The organism is Mycobacterium sp. TH-M11 (assembly GCF_057473725.1).
In genome coordinates, this window is the sequence record NZ_JBYCLD010000123.1 from 1 (window position 1) to 15,338 (window position 15,338).

At 67.1% G+C, this 15,338-nt stretch carries 16 protein-coding genes; 6 read left to right on the top strand and 10 right to left on the bottom strand.

Going from position 1 to position 15,338, the window contains the following annotated elements:
- Nucleotides 1–30 precede the first annotated feature (30 nt).
- Together ygfZ and AC2VOG_RS05260 are read left to right on the top strand one after the other, a co-directional pair.
- Nucleotides 31–1,113 (top strand): CAF17-like 4Fe-4S cluster assembly/insertion protein YgfZ, encoded by a 1,083-nt coding sequence (gene ygfZ / locus AC2VOG_RS05255; protein WP_486938861.1) that lies wholly within the window; start codon nt 31–33, stop codon nt 1,111–1,113.
- Between the two features lie 134 nt (nt 1,114–1,247).
- Nucleotides 1,248–1,415 carry a DUF3073 domain-containing protein gene (locus AC2VOG_RS05260; protein ID WP_486938862.1) on the top strand — a complete coding sequence of 56 codons (168 nt, stop codon included), beginning with the start codon at nt 1,248–1,250 and terminating at the stop codon, nt 1,413–1,415.
- 37 nt (nt 1,416–1,452) lie between these two features.
- Here the strand turns inward: AC2VOG_RS05260 and purM are convergent, their stop codons facing one another.
- From purM to AC2VOG_RS05290, 6 genes are all read right to left on the bottom strand, one after another.
- The gene (gene purM / locus AC2VOG_RS05265) at nt 1,453–2,535 is read right to left on the bottom strand and encodes a phosphoribosylformylglycinamidine cyclo-ligase (protein WP_486938863.1); all 1,083 of its coding nucleotides are present in this window, start codon (nt 2,533–2,535) and stop codon (nt 1,453–1,455) included.
- A 68-nt stretch (nt 2,536–2,603) separates the two neighbouring features.
- Nucleotides 2,604–4,163: an amidophosphoribosyltransferase gene (gene purF / locus AC2VOG_RS05270; protein ID WP_486938864.1), complete on the bottom strand. Its 1,560-nt coding sequence runs from the start codon at nt 4,161–4,163 to the stop codon at nt 2,604–2,606.
- A 164-nt stretch (nt 4,164–4,327) separates the two neighbouring features.
- Nucleotides 4,328–4,735 carry a sterol carrier family protein gene (locus AC2VOG_RS05275; RefSeq protein WP_486938865.1) on the bottom strand — a complete coding sequence of 136 codons (408 nt, stop codon included), beginning with the start codon at nt 4,733–4,735 and terminating at the stop codon, nt 4,328–4,330.
- Nucleotides 4,732–7,005: a phosphoribosylformylglycinamidine synthase subunit PurL gene (gene purL, locus AC2VOG_RS05280; RefSeq protein ID WP_486938876.1), complete on the bottom strand. Its 2,274-nt coding sequence runs from the start codon at nt 7,003–7,005 to the stop codon at nt 4,732–4,734. The genes AC2VOG_RS05275 and purL overlap by 4 nt, the downstream gene beginning before the upstream one ends.
- A gap of 112 nt (nt 7,006–7,117) precedes the next feature.
- Entirely contained in the window at nt 7,118–7,975 is an 858-nt protein-coding gene (locus AC2VOG_RS05285; protein WP_486938866.1) for a hypothetical protein, read from the bottom strand.
- A 126-nt stretch (nt 7,976–8,101) separates the two neighbouring features.
- Nucleotides 8,102–9,358, bottom strand: coding sequence for a M18 family aminopeptidase (locus AC2VOG_RS05290; RefSeq protein WP_486938867.1), 1,257 nt, complete (start codon nt 9,356–9,358; stop codon nt 8,102–8,104).
- Nucleotides 9,359–9,407: 49 nt separating this feature from the next.
- Here AC2VOG_RS05290 and AC2VOG_RS05295 point away from each other — a divergent pair, with 49 nt between their 5' ends.
- From AC2VOG_RS05295 to AC2VOG_RS05305, 3 genes are all read left to right on the top strand, one after another.
- On the top strand, nt 9,408–10,421 hold the full coding sequence (locus AC2VOG_RS05295) for a Dyp-type peroxidase (protein ID WP_486938868.1): 1,014 nt from the start codon (nt 9,408–9,410) through the stop codon (nt 10,419–10,421).
- Nucleotides 10,418–11,215 (top strand): family 1 encapsulin nanocompartment shell protein, encoded by a 798-nt coding sequence (locus AC2VOG_RS05300; protein ID WP_486938869.1) that lies wholly within the window; start codon nt 10,418–10,420, stop codon nt 11,213–11,215. The genes AC2VOG_RS05295 and AC2VOG_RS05300 overlap by 4 nt, the downstream gene beginning before the upstream one ends.
- A 140-nt stretch (nt 11,216–11,355) precedes the next feature.
- Nucleotides 11,356–12,039, top strand: coding sequence for a haloacid dehalogenase type II (locus tag AC2VOG_RS05305; RefSeq protein ID WP_486938870.1), 684 nt, complete (start codon nt 11,356–11,358; stop codon nt 12,037–12,039).
- 57 nt (nt 12,040–12,096) lie between these two features.
- Here the strand turns inward: AC2VOG_RS05305 and purQ are convergent, their stop codons facing one another.
- From purQ to AC2VOG_RS05320, 3 genes are all read right to left on the bottom strand, one after another.
- The gene (purQ, locus tag AC2VOG_RS05310) at nt 12,097–12,771 is read right to left on the bottom strand and encodes a phosphoribosylformylglycinamidine synthase subunit PurQ (protein ID WP_486938871.1); all 675 of its coding nucleotides are present in this window, start codon (nt 12,769–12,771) and stop codon (nt 12,097–12,099) included.
- On the bottom strand, nt 12,768–13,007 hold the full coding sequence (gene purS / locus AC2VOG_RS05315) for a phosphoribosylformylglycinamidine synthase subunit PurS (protein ID WP_486938872.1): 240 nt from the start codon (nt 13,005–13,007) through the stop codon (nt 12,768–12,770). The genes purQ and purS overlap by 4 nt, the downstream gene beginning before the upstream one ends.
- 66 nt (nt 13,008–13,073) lie before the next feature.
- Nucleotides 13,074–13,742, bottom strand: a complete 669-nt coding sequence (locus AC2VOG_RS05320) for an ATPase (RefSeq protein ID WP_486938873.1) — start codon at nt 13,740–13,742, stop codon at nt 13,074–13,076.
- Between the two features lie 32 nt (nt 13,743–13,774).
- On the opposite strand from AC2VOG_RS05320, the gene AC2VOG_RS05325 reads away from it, so the two are divergent.
- Nucleotides 13,775–14,413 carry an MBL fold metallo-hydrolase gene (locus tag AC2VOG_RS05325; protein ID WP_486938874.1) on the top strand — a complete coding sequence of 213 codons (639 nt, stop codon included), beginning with the start codon at nt 13,775–13,777 and terminating at the stop codon, nt 14,411–14,413.
- 71 nt (nt 14,414–14,484) lie between these two features.
- On the opposite strand, the gene AC2VOG_RS05330 is transcribed toward AC2VOG_RS05325, so the two are convergent.
- On the bottom strand, nt 14,485–15,338 hold an 854-nt coding region (locus AC2VOG_RS05330), incomplete at its 5' end, for an FAD-binding dehydrogenase (RefSeq protein ID WP_486938875.1).

Here is a 15,338-nt window from a genome sequence, read left to right on the forward strand (position 1 = left end):
TACCGTCGTCCTGGCCCGTAGAGTTGAGCTGTGTCTGCAGTTCCTGCCCCTGAAACCGGCCCCGACGCGGGCGCCATTTGGCACTACGGTGACCCGCTGGGTGAGCAGCGCGCCGCCGAAACCGGCGCCGCTCTCATAGACCGGTCGCATCGCGCCGTGCTCACCCTGACCGGCGACGACCGTCAGACTTGGCTGCACAGCATCTCCACCCAGCACGTCAGCACACTTCCCGACGGCGCGAGCACCCAGAACCTCAGCCTGGACGGGCAAGGTCGCGTCGAAGACCACTGGGTCCAGACCGAACTCGACGGCGTCACCTACCTCGACACCGAATCGTGGCGCGGCGGGCCGCTGTTGGCCTACTTGCACAAGATGGTGTTCTGGTCGCAGGTGACTCCGGCAGCCACCGACCTGGCAGTGTTGTCGCTGCTGGGGCCGCACCTCGCCGACCAAGCGGTACTCGACGCGCTCGGCGTCGACGCGCTGCCCACCGAGCTGACCGCGGCTCCGCGCAGCGGCGGCGGTTTCGTGCGCCGGATGCCCGAGGCCAATCCGGGGCAGATCGAGCTGGATATCCTTCTCGACCGCACCCACTGCGCCGCCGTACAACAGCGGTTGATCGAAACCGGGGTGCGCCCAGCCGGGATGTGGGCCTATGAGGCCCACCGGGTCGCGGCAGTGCGCCCCCGGCTCGGCGTCGACACCGACGAACGCACCATCCCCCACGAAGTGGGGTGGATCGGTGCCGCGGTTCACCTGGACAAGGGCTGCTATCGCGGCCAGGAGACCGTCGCTCGAGTGCACAACCTGGGCAAACCGCCACGGATGCTGGTTCTGGTGCACCTGGACGGGTCGGCGGATCGGCCGGTCACCGGCGATCCGGTGCTGGCCGGCGGCCGTCCGGTGGGCCGGCTCGGAACCGTGGTCGACCACGTCGATCTGGGTCCGGTGGCCCTGGCATTGCTCAAGCGCGGTATCCCCGCTGACACCGCTCTGCGCAGCGGCGGCGATGCGACGGTGGCGGCGATGATCGACGCCGAATCGCTGCCGGCGCTCGACGGGCCAGGTGCCGGTCGAGTGGCTGTCGAGCGATTGCGGGGAACGACCCGCTGAAGGTCGCTGCACGCCGCGGGGCGCAACAGCACGCAGTCGGCAGGCACGCTAAACTGTGCACAGGACAATAACGACAAGAGATCGGAGCCGCCTACTTGTTAGGCCGCTCCGTTATTGCGCGAGGGGGTTCCCCCATGGGCCGTGGCCGGGCTAAGGCGAAGCAGACCAAGGTCGCTCGAGACCTTAAATACAGCTCTCCGCAGACCGATTTCGATCGGCTCCAGCGCGAGCTGTCCGGTTCCGACGGTGACGACGCGGACCAGTCGGAGGGCGACGATCCCTGGCGCGACGTGGGTCGCTAGGCCGCTATGCGGGCTCGCCTCGCCAGCGAGCCGAAATCTAGAACCTCGGGTGCTGCCCAACAAGTTTTGCTCGCGGACTACCTTTGGCGCCTTTGTCGATGGTGCCGAGCACCCAGCAGTCGAGATGACGGGCAGTCAGGATCGCCAACGCGCGGTCGGTGTCTTCGGGCGCCACGACGGCAAGCATGCCCACGCCCATGTTGAAGGTCTTCTCCATCTCCGCGCGCGAGACGCGGCCACGCTGGGCGATCATCGCGAATACCGGTGCCGGGGTCCACGTTCCACGGTCCATCTCGGCGAGTAGACCGTTGGGGATGACGCGCTCCAGGTTGCCGGCCAGCCCGCCGCCGGTGACGTGGCAGAAGGTGCGAACCTGGGTTTCAGCGGCCAGGGCCAGGCAGTCTTTGGCGTAGATGATGGTCGGCTCCAGCAGTTCTTCGCCGAGTGTGCGTCCGAATTCCTCGACGTAACCTTCCAGGTTGCCGTGGTCGATCTCCAGCAGCACCTTTCGCGCCAGGGAGTAGCCGTTGGAGTGCAGCCCGGAGGATCCCATCGCGATGATCACGTCGCCCGGCTTGACCCGGTCGGGTCCGAGCACGTCGTCGGCCTCGACCACACCGACCCCGGTGGCGGAGATGTCGTAGTGGTCGGGTTCGATCAGACCGGGATGCTCCGCGGTTTCGCCGCCGAGCAGCGCACAGCCCGCTCGCACGCAGCCCTCGGCGATTCCGCCGACGATCGCGTTGAGTCGCTCGGGCACGATGCGGCCCAGCGCGATGTAGTCCAGCAGGAAGAGCGGTTCAGCGCCGCAGACGACCAGATCGTCGACGACCATCGCCACCAGGTCCAAGCCGACGGTGTCGTGCTTGTCCATCGCCTGGGCTACTGCCAGCTTGGTGCCCACTCCGTCGCTGGATGCGGCCAGCAGCGGCTCACGATAACCACCGCGCAGCGCGAAGAGCCCGGCGAACCCGCCGAGCTTGCCGATCACCTCGGGTCTGGTGGCCTTGGATGCCAATGGCTTGAACAGTTCGACTGCGCGGTCGCCGGCTTCGATATCGACTCCGGCCGATGCATATGTCGCGCCCGGGGTGTCCGGGTCTTTTCCGCGGGCGGTCATCGCGCTAAAGGCTACCGGTCGTCGCCCGGCACGGGGTATCTGCCACTGGTGCAACGACAGCGTTGCGGCTAGGGATGCCTCAACACGGCGGCCTGCTCGGCTTCCGGCGAGAGCTCGGGGACGATCTCCGAATGCGCGGCCCCACGCGCGGCGTTGGCCAGCATCTGCTCGATCACGTTCTTGCCCAGCGCTGTCTCGCTTGGCAATTCGATCGGATACTTGCCATCGAAGCACGCCGAGCAGAGTCGCGAGGTGGGCTGCTCTGTCGCTGCGACCAGGCCGCGCAGCGAGATATAGCCCAGCGTGTCGGCGTTGATGGCATGCCGGACCGCTTCGAGCATCTCGTCTTCGTCCTCGACGGCGTTGGCGATCAGTTCGGCCGGCGAGGGGAAGTCGATGCCGTAGAAACACGGCCACTTCACCGGTGGCGACGCGATCCGTACGTGGACTTCGACCGCGCCGGCCTCTCGCAGCATCCTGACCAACGCGCGCTGGGTGTTACCCCGCACAATCGAGTCGTCGACGACGATCAGTCGCTTGCCCCGGATGACTTCTTTGAGCGGATTCAACTTCAGCCGGATTCCGAGCTGACGGATGGTCTGCGAGGGCTGGATGAAGGTGCGACCGACATAGGCGTTCTTCATCAGGCCCTGGCCGTAGGGGATGCCGGACTCCTGCGCGTAGCCGACCGCGGCGGGCGTGCCGGATTCCGGTACGCCGAGCACCAGGTCGGCGTCGATCGGGTGTTCGCGCGCCAGGCGGCGGCCGATTTCCAAGCGGGCGCCGTGCACCGAACGACCGGAGATCGTGCTGTCCGGCCGGGCCAGGTAGACATATTCGAAGATGCAGCCCTTGGGCTCGGGGTTGGCGAACCGGGACGAACGGACTCCGTCGGCGTCGATCGCCAGCAGCTCACCGGGCTCGATCTCGCGGACGAACGAGGCGCCGACGATGTCCAGGGCGGCGGTCTCCGAAGCGACCACCCAGCCGCGGTCCAGCCGTCCCAGACACAGTGGCCGCACACCGTGAGGATCACGGGCGGCGTAGAGGGTGTTCTCGTCCATGAACGTCAGGCAGAACGCCCCACGCACGGTCGGCAGCAGTTCCATCGCGGCCTGTTCCAGGGTGGAGTCGGCAGCGCCGTGTGCCAGCAGCGCGCCCAGCACGTCGGAGTCGGTGTTGGCCGCGCCCGGCGCCCTGGGGTTGATCAGCCCGGCCTCGCGGGCGCGGGAGACGAGTTCGGCGCTGTTGACCAGGTTTCCGTTGTGCCCCAACGCGACTCCGGTGCCGGCGGCAGTGTTGCGGAAGACCGGTTGGGCGTTTTCCCACGTCGGCTGGCCGCTGGTGGAGTAGCGGCAGTGCCCGACGGCGACGTGCCCTTCCATGGCGGCCAACGTCTGCTCGTCAAAGACCTGACTGACCAGACCGAGATCTTTGAAGACCAGCACTTGCGACCCGTCCGCGACGGCGATGCCGGCCGCTTCCTGGCCGCGGTGTTGCAGCGCGTAGAGGCCGTAGTAGGTCATTTTGGCGACTTCTTCGCCGGGGGCCCACACCCCGAATACACCACATTCTTCGCCGGGCGGGTTCTCTAGCCACTCAGAGGTGTCGGCTGTCTGGACGGTCACGATGTGGCGGCTCCCCGGGGAACGGATGGTGACGTGGTGAAGTCTACGGACACGTTCGGCGCGTCGACGAATTGACTTCGCGTGTTGCGCCGTGTCCGCGGCCATTAACGCAGCTCAGCAGCCCCACAAGAGTGTAAATGTCGCATGCGCCACAGCGGCCCCGCTCAGGTGTGACGGGAATCGCCCAGCGGCACCACCGGCAGCCAGGCTTCGATCTCACCGGCACGCGACCCGGAGAGGCGGAGCGCGCCCGTGGCGGTCGCATCCGGGACCTGCAGAAGACCGGTGGCCAGCAGCAGCCATGTTCGAGGATCGGTCTCGACGACGTTGGGTGGAGTGCCGCGGGTGTGTCGTGGCCCCGCAATACATTGCACCGCAACAAATGGCGGAATACGGACCTCGACGCTGGCACCGGGTGCCTGCACTGCCAGGGTGCGAGCGGTGAGTCTGACCGCCGCGGCGAGGTCGGCACGACTCGGCGCCGGGATGCCGTCGTCGCGCAGCCAGTCTTCGACGGCACAGACGGCGGCGCGGGTCTGGACCGGATCGGCGTGGTGGCGCGCGGCGCTCATCGCAGCAGGGCGGCCAGCACCCCTTCGGACGTGCTGCGCAATTCCGCCAGTGCCACGGTGAACAGGCCCTGCACCTCGACCGCGTCTGAACCTTGGTCGACGACACCGATCCGGGCGGCGGGCAGGCCCCGCGCCTCGCACATGGAGGTGAAGCGACTCTCCTCGGTGCGCGGCACCGCCACCAACACCCTGCCGGATGATTCGGAGAACAACATGACGAACGGGTCGGCACCTTCGGGAAGCACAATGCGGCAACCTGTTTCGCCGGCCATCGCCGATTCCACCACCGCCTGCGCCAGGCCCCCTTCCGACAAGTCGTGGGCCGCTGACACCAGCCCATCACGCGAGGCCGCGCTCAGCACGTCCGCCAATAGCCTTTCCCGGGCCAGGTCTACCGCGGGCGGCCGCCCACCCAGATGGTCGGCGGTGACCTGCGCCCAGATCGAGCCGTCGAACTCGTCGCGGGTGTCGCCGAGCAGAATCAGCGTCTCGCCCGGTTCGGTGCCCATCGCGGTCGGGATCCGGCGGGTGACGTCGTCGATCACGCCCAGGACCCCGACCACCGGGGTGGGCATGATCGCGGTGGTCCCGGTCTGGTTGTAGAAGCTGACGTTGCCGCCGGTGACCGGAATTCCCAGTGCCGCACAGCCATCCGCCAAGCCGCGGACCGCCTGGGAGAACTGCCACATCACACCGGGGTCCTCCGGCGAGCCGAAGTTGAGACAGTTGGTGACCGCGACCGGGGTGGCACCGGTGACGGCGACGTTGCGGTACGCCTCGGCCAGCGCGAGCTGCGCGCCGACGTAGGGATCCAGCAGCGTGTAGCGACCGGACGCGTCGGTCGACAACGCGATACCTCGGCCGGTGGTCTCGTCGACGCGCAACACCCCGCCATCGGCATGCTCGGCGAGCACGGTGTTGCCGCGCACGTAGCGGTCGTACTGCTCGGTGATGAACGCGCGGCTGCACAAATGCGGACTGCCCAGCAGCGCAAGCAAAGTCGCGCGCAGCTCGTCACCCGAGACCGGCCGCTTCAGCCCTGCCGAGGTGTCGGCGATCAGCGCGTCCTGCGACTCGGGACGCGCGACCGGACGCTCGTAGACCGGGCCCTCGTGGGCGACGGTGCGCGGTGGCACGTCGACGACCGTCTCACCATGCCAGGTGATCTGCAGCCGATCGCCGTCGGTGACCTCACCGATCGTGGTGGCCAGCACCTCCCACTTGCGACAGACGGCCATGAATGCGTCCACGTTCTCCGGCGCGACCACCGCGCACATCCGCTCCTGCGACTCGCTGGAGAGGATCTCCGCGGGCGTCATGTCCTTGGCCCGCAGCGGTACGGTATCCAGCTGGATCGACATGCCGCCGTCGCCCGCTGATGCGAGTTCTGATGTGGCACAGGATAATCCGGCTCCACCGAGGTCTTGGATGCCGATCACCAGGCCCGCGGCGTACAGCTCGAGGCAACACTCGATGAGCACCTTCTCGGTGAACGGGTCACCGACCTGGACGCTTGGGAGTTTCTTGCGGCCCGAGCCAGACTCGTCGCCGCCGAAGGTCTCCGACGCCAGCACCGACACACCACCGATGCCGTCGAGTCCGGTCCGCGCGCCGAACAGGATGATCTTGTTGCCGGCGCCCGAGGCGAACGCCAGATGCAGATCCTCTTTGCGCAGCACGCCGACGCACAGCGCGTTGACCAAGGGGTTGCCCGCGTAGCAGGCGTCGAACACGGTTTCGCCGCCGATATTCGGCAGGCCCAGCGAATTGCCGTAGCCGCCGACACCGCGCACCACCCCGTCCAGCACGCGGCGGGTGTCGGGGGCGTCCGCGGCGCCGAAGCGCAGCTGGTCCATCACCGCGACCGGCCGGGCCCCCATCGCCATGATGTCGCGGACGATGCCGCCGACACCGGTGGCCGCACCCTGGTAGGGCTCCACGTAGGACGGGTGATTGTGCGACTCGACCTTGAAGGTGACCGCCCAGCCGTCGCCGATGTCCACCACGCCGGCGTTCTCGCCGATCCCGGCCAGCATTCCGGCCCGCATCTGCTCGGTGGTGGTCTCACCGAAGTACCGCAAATGCACCTTGGACGACTTGTAGGAGCAGTGCTCGCTCCACATCACCGAGTACATGGCCAGCTCTGCATCTGTCGGCCGGCGGCCCAGGATGTCGCGGATCCGCTGGTATTCGTCGTCTTTGAGGCCGAGCTCGCGGAACGGTTGCGGCTGGTCGGGGGTGGCCGCGGCCCGCTTGACGGTATCGATCAGGGCGGTCACGCAGCACAGTCTAGATGCGCAGTGAGCTGACTCGTCCATCGGTCGAGATCAACGAAATGGCAGCTCCGACGGGGCCGCGAGCCGCCATTTCGCTTGTTTCGCCCTATCCGGGTCGCCATCCGGGCCGCCATCCGCGCGACAGCAGCGCAGTGCGGGCAGCATCGACGATGTCCGCGGCAGCATCCTCCTTGATGACGTGGATGATGCGCCAATTCATGCGCTGGAGTTCGCGACCCGCCCAGACATCTTTGCTGTACTGATAACGGTCGGTCAGATGCTGGGCGCCGTCGTACTCCGCGCCGACCTTGAACTCCTCCCACACCATGTCGATGCGCCGGACATAGCGCCCCGACTCAGTGCGCACCACGAATTGCGTGGTGGGTGCCGGAAGGCCGGCGTCGATCAACGTCAGCCGCAACCAGGTCTCCCTCGGAGATTCCGCGCCACCGTCGACGAGCGGCAACGCGGTTCGCAGGCGAACCAGGCCGCGCGCGCCGCGGTGCTTCTTCGCGATGAGCATCACCTCCTCGTCGCGGTAGGGTCGGCTGTTCATCAGCGCGTCGAGTCGCGCGACAGCACGATCCCTCGGCAGGTGACGCGCAAGGTCGAACGCGGTGCGTGCGGGGGTCGTGACGCGTATGCCGGCGACCTCCGTCACCTCGTCACCACCCAACGATTCGTTCCGGACGATGAGCCCGCGCTGGCGCCGGGCCGTGCCGAGGATCTCGATCGGCTCAGCGGCGTCCACCCACTTCGCGCCATGCACCGCCGACGCCGCGACACCGGCGATCACCGCGTGCGGGGCAACGAGGGCCGCGCCCACGATCCGGTCTCGCAGAGCCACCTCATGGCGCTCAGGGACGTAGATGCCGTGGAAGATCGGGCGATAGCGGTGCCGCAACTGACCCCGGGTGAGACGCCCGGCTGCTACGGCTTCGCCGCCGACAAATGGACTGTGCACATATTCTTGGGCGCGCCGCGACGCCGCTTCGCTCCATATTGCGTCGAGATCAACGAAATGGCGGCTCCGACGGTGCCGCGAGCCGCCATTTCGCTTGTTTCGGCAGCAGGCTTGCCGCCCCAACGGTCAGCCGGGCGACAGGAACGCCCGCAGCGCCGCCGCATACGCCGGAACGTCGCCCGCGCCCATCAATTCCCGTGCGGAGTGCATCGCGAGCTGGGGGGCGCCGACGTCGACCGTGGCGATCCCGGTCTTCGCTGCGGTCATCGGGCCGATCGTCGAGCCGCAGGGCAGATCGGCGCGGTGTTCATAGCGCTGCAGCGGCACCCCGGCCTGCCGGCAGGCCAGCGCGAACGCCGCGGCAGTCCGTCCGTCGGTGGCGTACCGCAGATTCGGGTGCACTTTGAGCACCGGTCCGGCGTTGACTGCGATGAGGTGGCCCGGCTCGTGCCGCTCGGGGTAGTTGGGGTGGGTGGCGTGCGCCATGTCCGCCGAGGCCACCATCGACCCCGACAGCCGCCGCAGGAAATCCTCACGCCCGCCACCGGCCGCCAGCACGATGCGTTCGAGCGTGGTGAGCAGCAGATCGGAGTCGGCGCCGTGATCCGAGGTCGACCCCACTTCTTCGTGGTCGAACAACGCCAGCACCGGCAGGTGCTGGGCGCCCGGCGCGGCGGCCAGAAAGGCCTCGAGGCCCGCGTAGCAGGACGCCTGGTTGTCCAGCCGCGGCGCGCTGACGAATTCGTGGTCGACACCGGTCAGCCGCGACGGGGTCAGGTCGTGGGTCATCAGGTCGGTGCCCAGCACGTCGTCGGCATCGACACCGGCCCGGTCGGAGAGGTAGCCGACGAATGAGCGCGTGCCGGACCCGGCGCTGCACACCGCGTTGACGTGGCGCTGCGGGTCCAGCGTCAGCGACTTGCGGTCCTCGGCCAGGTGAATGGCCAGCTGCGGCACCCGCAGGATCGGCTCGTCGATGCGGATCAGCCGGTGCTCTATCCCACCGCCGACACGCACCGAGAGCCGTCCGCTGACACCCAGGTCGCGGTCCAGCCACGAGTTCAGCCACGCACCGCCGTAGGGCTCCAGCGCCACCACCCGCCAGCCGGCGACCTCTCGGTCGGGATGTTGCTTGACCCGCAGGTTCGGGCTGTCGGTGTGACCGCCGATGATCCGAAACGATCGTGGGCCACCGGTGCTGTCCCAGGCCACCAACGACCCGGCCCGCACGCTGAAGAACTTGCCCGCCCGGGGCCATTCGTCGGCCTCATCGAGTTCGGTGAAGCCGGCTGCGAGCAGTCGCGACGCCACGGTGACGCAGACGTGGAACGGCGACGGGGACGCGTCGATGAATTCGCAGAGCCCTTGCGGGGTTGCCACCATGGACTCATCTTTTCATCACGGGCCCGCTGGAGACGTTAGGGTCGGATACGTGCCCGATCCACAGCCAGTGCTCGCGCCGTTGACACCGGCCGCGATCTTTCTGGTGGTCGCCATCGACGAGGGCGGCGAAGAAACCGTGCACGATGCTCTGGCCGGGATTTCCGGGCTGGTGCGCTCGACCGGTTTCCGTGATCCCGCCAAGAATCTGTCGGTGGTCACTTCGATCGGTTCACACGCCTGGGACCGATTGTTCGACGGTCCGCGTCCGGCCGAACTGCATCCGTTCGTCGAACTCGAAGGCGCCCGCCACACCGCCCCGGCCACTCCCGGCGACGTGCTGTTCCATGTCCGCGCCGAGACGCTGGATGTGTGTTTTGAGTTGGCCAACAACATCTTGCGATCGATCGCGGGCGCGGTGACCGTGGTCGACGAGGTGCACGGCTTCCGGTTCTTCGACAACCGCGATCTGCTCGGGTTCGTCGACGGCACCGAAAACCCGAACGGCGCGCCGGCGGTCGCGGCGACCGAGATCGGCGCCGAGGACCCGGAATTCGCCGGCGGGAGCTATGTGCACGTGCAGAAGTATCTGCACGACATGGCGTCCTGGGATTCGCTGCCGGTCAGCGAGCAGGAGCGGGTGATCGGCCGAAGCAAGTTGGAAGACCTCGAGTTCGACGACGACGAGAAGCCGGCCAACGCGCACATCGCGCTGAACGTCATCACCGACGACGACGGCACCCAGTTGCAGATCGTTCGGCACAACATGCCGTTCGGTACCCTCGGTAAGGGCGAGTTCGGCACCTACTTCATCGGCTATTCGCGCACACCACAAGTGACCGAACAGATGCTGCACAACATGTTTATCGGCGATCCACCCGGCAACACCGACCGGATCCTGGACTTCTCCACCGCTGTCACCGGTGGACTGTTCTTCTCCCCCACCGTCGACTTTCTCGACGACCCGCCGCCCTTGCCGTTCTCGTCGGCACCGACTCCGACAGTCCGCAAACCATCCCCGGATGGCTCGTTGGCGATCGGCAGTTTGAAAGGAACCCCGCAATGAACAACCTGTACCGCGATCTCGCTCCGATCACCGAAGAAGCTTGGGACGCAATCGAAGTAGAAGCAAGGCGGACCTTCAAGCGGCACATCGCCGGCCGCCGGGTGGTCGACGTCAGCGATCCGGCCGGGCCGGCCGCAGCCGCGGTCAGCACCGGTCGACTGATCGGCGTCGAAGCACCCTCTGACGGTGTGATAACCCACTTGCGCGCCAGCAAACCACTTGTGCGGCTGAGGGTTCCGTTCACGCTGTCGCGTTCGGAGATCGACGACGTGGAGCGCGGCTCGCAGGACTCCGACTGGGATCCGGTGAAGGACGCCGCCAAGAAGCTGGCGTTCGCCGAAGACCGGGCCATTTTCGAGGGCTACGCCGCCGCGTCCATCGAGGGCATCCGCAGCGCCAGCAGCAACCCGCCGCTCAAGCTGCCCGACGACCCCCGCGCCATTCCGGACATCGTCACCCAGGCGTTGTCCGAACTACGGCTGGCCGGCGTCGACGGCCCGTACTCGGTTCTGCTGTCCGCCGATATCTACACCAAGGTCAGCGAAACCACCGAGCACGGATATCCGATCCTCGAACACATCAACCGGCTGATCAACGGCGACATCATCTGGGCGCCCGCCATCGACGGTGCGTTCGTATTGACCACCCGGGGCGGTGATTTCGACCTGCAGCTGGGTACCGACGTGTCGATCGGCTACCTGTCGCACGACGCCGAGTCCGTGCAGCTGTACATGCAGGAGACCCTGACGTTCCTGTGCTACACCGCCGAGGCCTCGGTCGCGCTGACCACCTAGCAAAAGCGACTTCAACCCGCTGCCACGGTGCGAATTGGCCGCTCGCCGGCAGCTGATTTGTCGCTTCAGGACATCGCCGCCCCGGCTCGGCCGGCCGGAAAATGGTGGTAATTGTGGGCTGAACACCCGATGATAGGACAATGACTCTCCCGGTTCTGGTGTTCGACGTCAACGAGACGCTGATTGACATCGATTCCATGGCAGCGGTTTTCGAGCGCATCTTCGGCGATCCGCAGGTAACGCGCCAGTGGTTCGGCCAGCTGCTGACCTACTCGATGACCGTCACCTCATCAGGACACTATGTCGACTTCTTCAGCCTGGGTCAGGGAGTTCTTCGAATGCTCGGCACCATCCGCGGCGTGGATATCAGCGGCGATGACGAAGATGCGCTGAAGCACGCGATGCTCACCATGCCGGCCCATCCCGACGTCGCAGACGGACTTTTAGCTCTGCGCAACAACGGCTTTCGCCTCGTCACACTGACCAATTCGCCGCCCAGCCCATTCGCGCCGAGCCCGATCGAGAATGCCGGTCTGGGCCACCTGTTCGAGCGGCAATTCAGCGTCGACGCCTGCCGGGCCTTCAAACCCGCGCCCGAGCCGTACCTGTACGCGTGTGAGCAACTCGCGGTCGCCCCGGCGGACTGCATGATGGTCGCCGCACACGTGTGGGACATCCTTGGCGCACAGTCCGTCGGGTTCAGCGCTGCACTGATCGCGCGCCCCGGTAACGCGGCGCTGCCCGTGCCCGGCTTGCCGCAACCCACCGTCGTCGCCACGGATCTTCGGGATTTGGCGGCCAAGCTCACACCTTCCGCGCCGTGAAGGTGTGGCTCAGACTCTTTGAGGCATAATATGATTCGGCGGCCGCCTAGTCGCGGATCAGGCAGCCAGGACGGCGTCCAGCGCCGAGAAGAACAGCCCCAGCCCGTCGTCGGAGGGCCCGGTCAACGCCTCGGTGGCATGTTCGGGGTGCGGCATCAGCCCGACGATTCGGCCGTTGGCCGAGCTGATGCCGGCGATGTCACGCAGCGAGCCGTTGACGTTGTCGAGATAGCGAAACACCACGCGGCCTTCGCCTTCCAACTCGTCGAGCACCGCCTCGGAGGCCACGTAACGGCCCTCGCCGGACTTGAGCGGGATCAGCAGATCAGCGCCGGCCTCGTAGCGCGATGTCCAGGCCGTCGAGGTGGACTCCACCCGTAGCCAGACGTCGCGGCAGATGAAGTGCAGACCCGCATTGCGGGCCAGCGCACCGGGCAGCAAGCCGGCCTCGCACAACACCTGAAAACCGTTGCAAATACCTAAGACCGGCATGCCGCGACCGGCCGCGGCGATCACTTCGCCCATCACCGGGGCGAACTTCGCGATCGCGCCGCAGCGCAGATAGTCGCCGTAGGAGAACCCGCCGGGCACCACCACCGCGTCAACACCTTTGAGGTCGGCGTCGGCGTGCCACAGGCTGACCGATTCGGCGCCGACGGCGCGCGCCGCCCGGGCCGCGTCGACATCGTCCAGCGTTCCGGGGAAGGTGATGACACCGATGCGCGCCGTCACTGTGGCTCTCGGCTGACTGTCCAGTCTTCGATCACGGTGTTGGCCAACAACGACTCGGCAATCTCGGCCAGCGTGGAGTCGTCGACAGTGTCGTCGACCTCGAGTTCGAATCGCTTGCCTTGCCGAACATCTGAGATGCCCGCGTGGCCGAGTCGGCCCAATGCGCCGACGATCGCCTGGCCCTGCGGGTCGAGAATCTCGCCCTTGGGCATTACGTGCACAACAACCCGGGCCACCCGCGCTCCTCCTACCGTTCCGGCTGTTCGGCGCCAACTCTACCGGTCAGCACCCTGAGCGTCGTCCTAGCACGATCCGAGGTAGGCCGCGCACATCGACGACGACATGGCGTCCAGCACCTGGGCATCTGAGATGATCGGCCAGGGCAGCTGGACCGGGTCCGAGGCCGACAGCGTCAGCTCACTGATCGTGCTGCTTTCCGGGTGCGCCACCAGGTAGGTATGCAAGATCGTCGGACCGCTGATTACGGCAGATAGCCGGTTCGGTTCGTCGACGGTGATCGACGGCGATTCGGCGGGCGCGCCGAGTTGGCAGCCGCGCAGCGCCGCGGCGGCGATGTCGAACACCGAGCTGGCGCTCCCCCCGGTGCGGCCCGCCTCGCCACGCCAGTGCACCACCTCGGCCCGCAGTTGCCACTGCCCGGACGGTTTGTCCACCGTCGCCCGGCTCGCGACCGCGGCGTCGCGGGTGTCCTGGGGGAACTCGGGCGTTGCGCACACCTCTTCGAACCGGAATCGCGGGGTCGCGGCACCAGTCATCGGTACGGCCACCGCGGCGAGCGCAGGCCACTGATAGGTCGAGTTCAGCGGTATCGCCGTCGGCGCGATCCACGCCGTGTCGGGAATCTGATCGCACACCGGCGGGCACGTTTGCGGGTCGGCTCGGCCCACCGCGGGCGAGCAGGTGACCAGCAGGCCGCCCGCGATCAGCATCGCCGCCAGCATCAGGCGCATTCGGCTGCTCCCATGAGCGCACAATCGTAGACATGCAAATCACGCATTTCGGTCATTCCTGCGTTCTCGTCGATTTCGGCCACACCACCGTGTTGTTCGACCCGGGTAACTTCTCGCACGGCTTCGAGGGCATCACCGGCCTGTCCGCGATCGTGATCACGCATCAGCACCCTGATCACGTCGACCAGGAGCGCCTGCCTGCCCTGCTCGACGGCAACCCTGGCGCCGCGCTCTACGCCGACCCGCAGACCACCGCGCAGCTCGATGCGTCGTGCCGGGCCGTGCACGTCGGCGACGAGTTGTCGGTCGGTGAGCTGACCATCCGCGCACTGGGCGGCAGGCATGCCGTCATCCACCCGGAACTGCCTGTGATCGACAACATTTCCTACGTGATCGACGAAGGCGGCCGGCGCGGGCGATTCATGCATCCCGGTGACGCCCTGTTCGTCCCGGACGAGCCGATCGAGGTGCTGGCCACCCCGGCGGCGGCGCCCTGGATGAAGATCTCCGAAGCGGTCGACTACCTTCGGGCGGTCGCACCGGCCCGCGCCGTGCCGATCCATCAGGCCGTCGTCGCCCCGGCGGCGCGCGGCATCTACTACGGCCGGCTCACCGAGATGACCAACACCGACTTTCAGGTGCTGCCCGAGGAAACCGCCGTCGCCTTCTAGTCGTCCGCCGAGCCTGCGGCAGGCCGCGTTCTCGGCGTCGGGCCTGCGGCAGGCCGCGTTCTCGGCAGAGTTCAGCCGATGTCGCCGACGGCACCACGGCCGGCGGCGCGACCGGAGAAGATGCAGCCGCCCAGAAACGTGCCCTCCAATGCCCGGTAGCCGTGCACTCCGCCGCCGCCGAAACCGGCCACCTCGCCGGCCGCATACAACCCGCCCAACGGAGTCCCGTCGGCCCCGAGTACGCGCGAGTCCAGGTCGGTTTCCAAGCCGCCCAGCGTCTTTCGCGTCAGAATGTGCAGCTTGACGGCGACCAAGGGCCCGGCTTTGGGATCCAGCAGTGGATGCGGGGCAACCACGCGGCCCAGCTTGTCGCCCAGGAATTCTCGGGCGGCGCGGATCGCCGTGATCTGGCCGTCCTTGGTGAACTTGTTCACCACTTCCCGATCGCGGGCGGTGACCTCATCGGCGACCGTGGCATAGTCCAGCGGTGCCACGTCGGGCAGCGCATTCATCGCAGACACCAACTCGTGCAATGAATTTGCGGTGACGAAGTCGACACCTCGATCGACGAACGCCTGCACCGGGCCCGGTGCGCCGGACCCGGCCCGCGACGCCAACAGCTGACGCACGCTTCGGCTGGTCAGGTCGGGGTTCTGCTCCTGACCCGACAGGCCGAATTCCTTGCCAATGATCCTGCTGTTCAACACAAACCAGGTGTAGTCGTAACCCGACTTGGCGATGTACTCCAGAGTGCCCAAGGTGTCGAACCCGGGATACAGCGGCACCGGCAACCTTTTGCCGGTCGCGTCCAACCACAGCGACGACGGACCCGGGATAATCCGGATGCCGTGCATCGGCCAGATCGGGTCGTAGTTGGTGATGCCTTCGGTGTAATGCCACATCCGATCCCGGTTGATCACCCGGG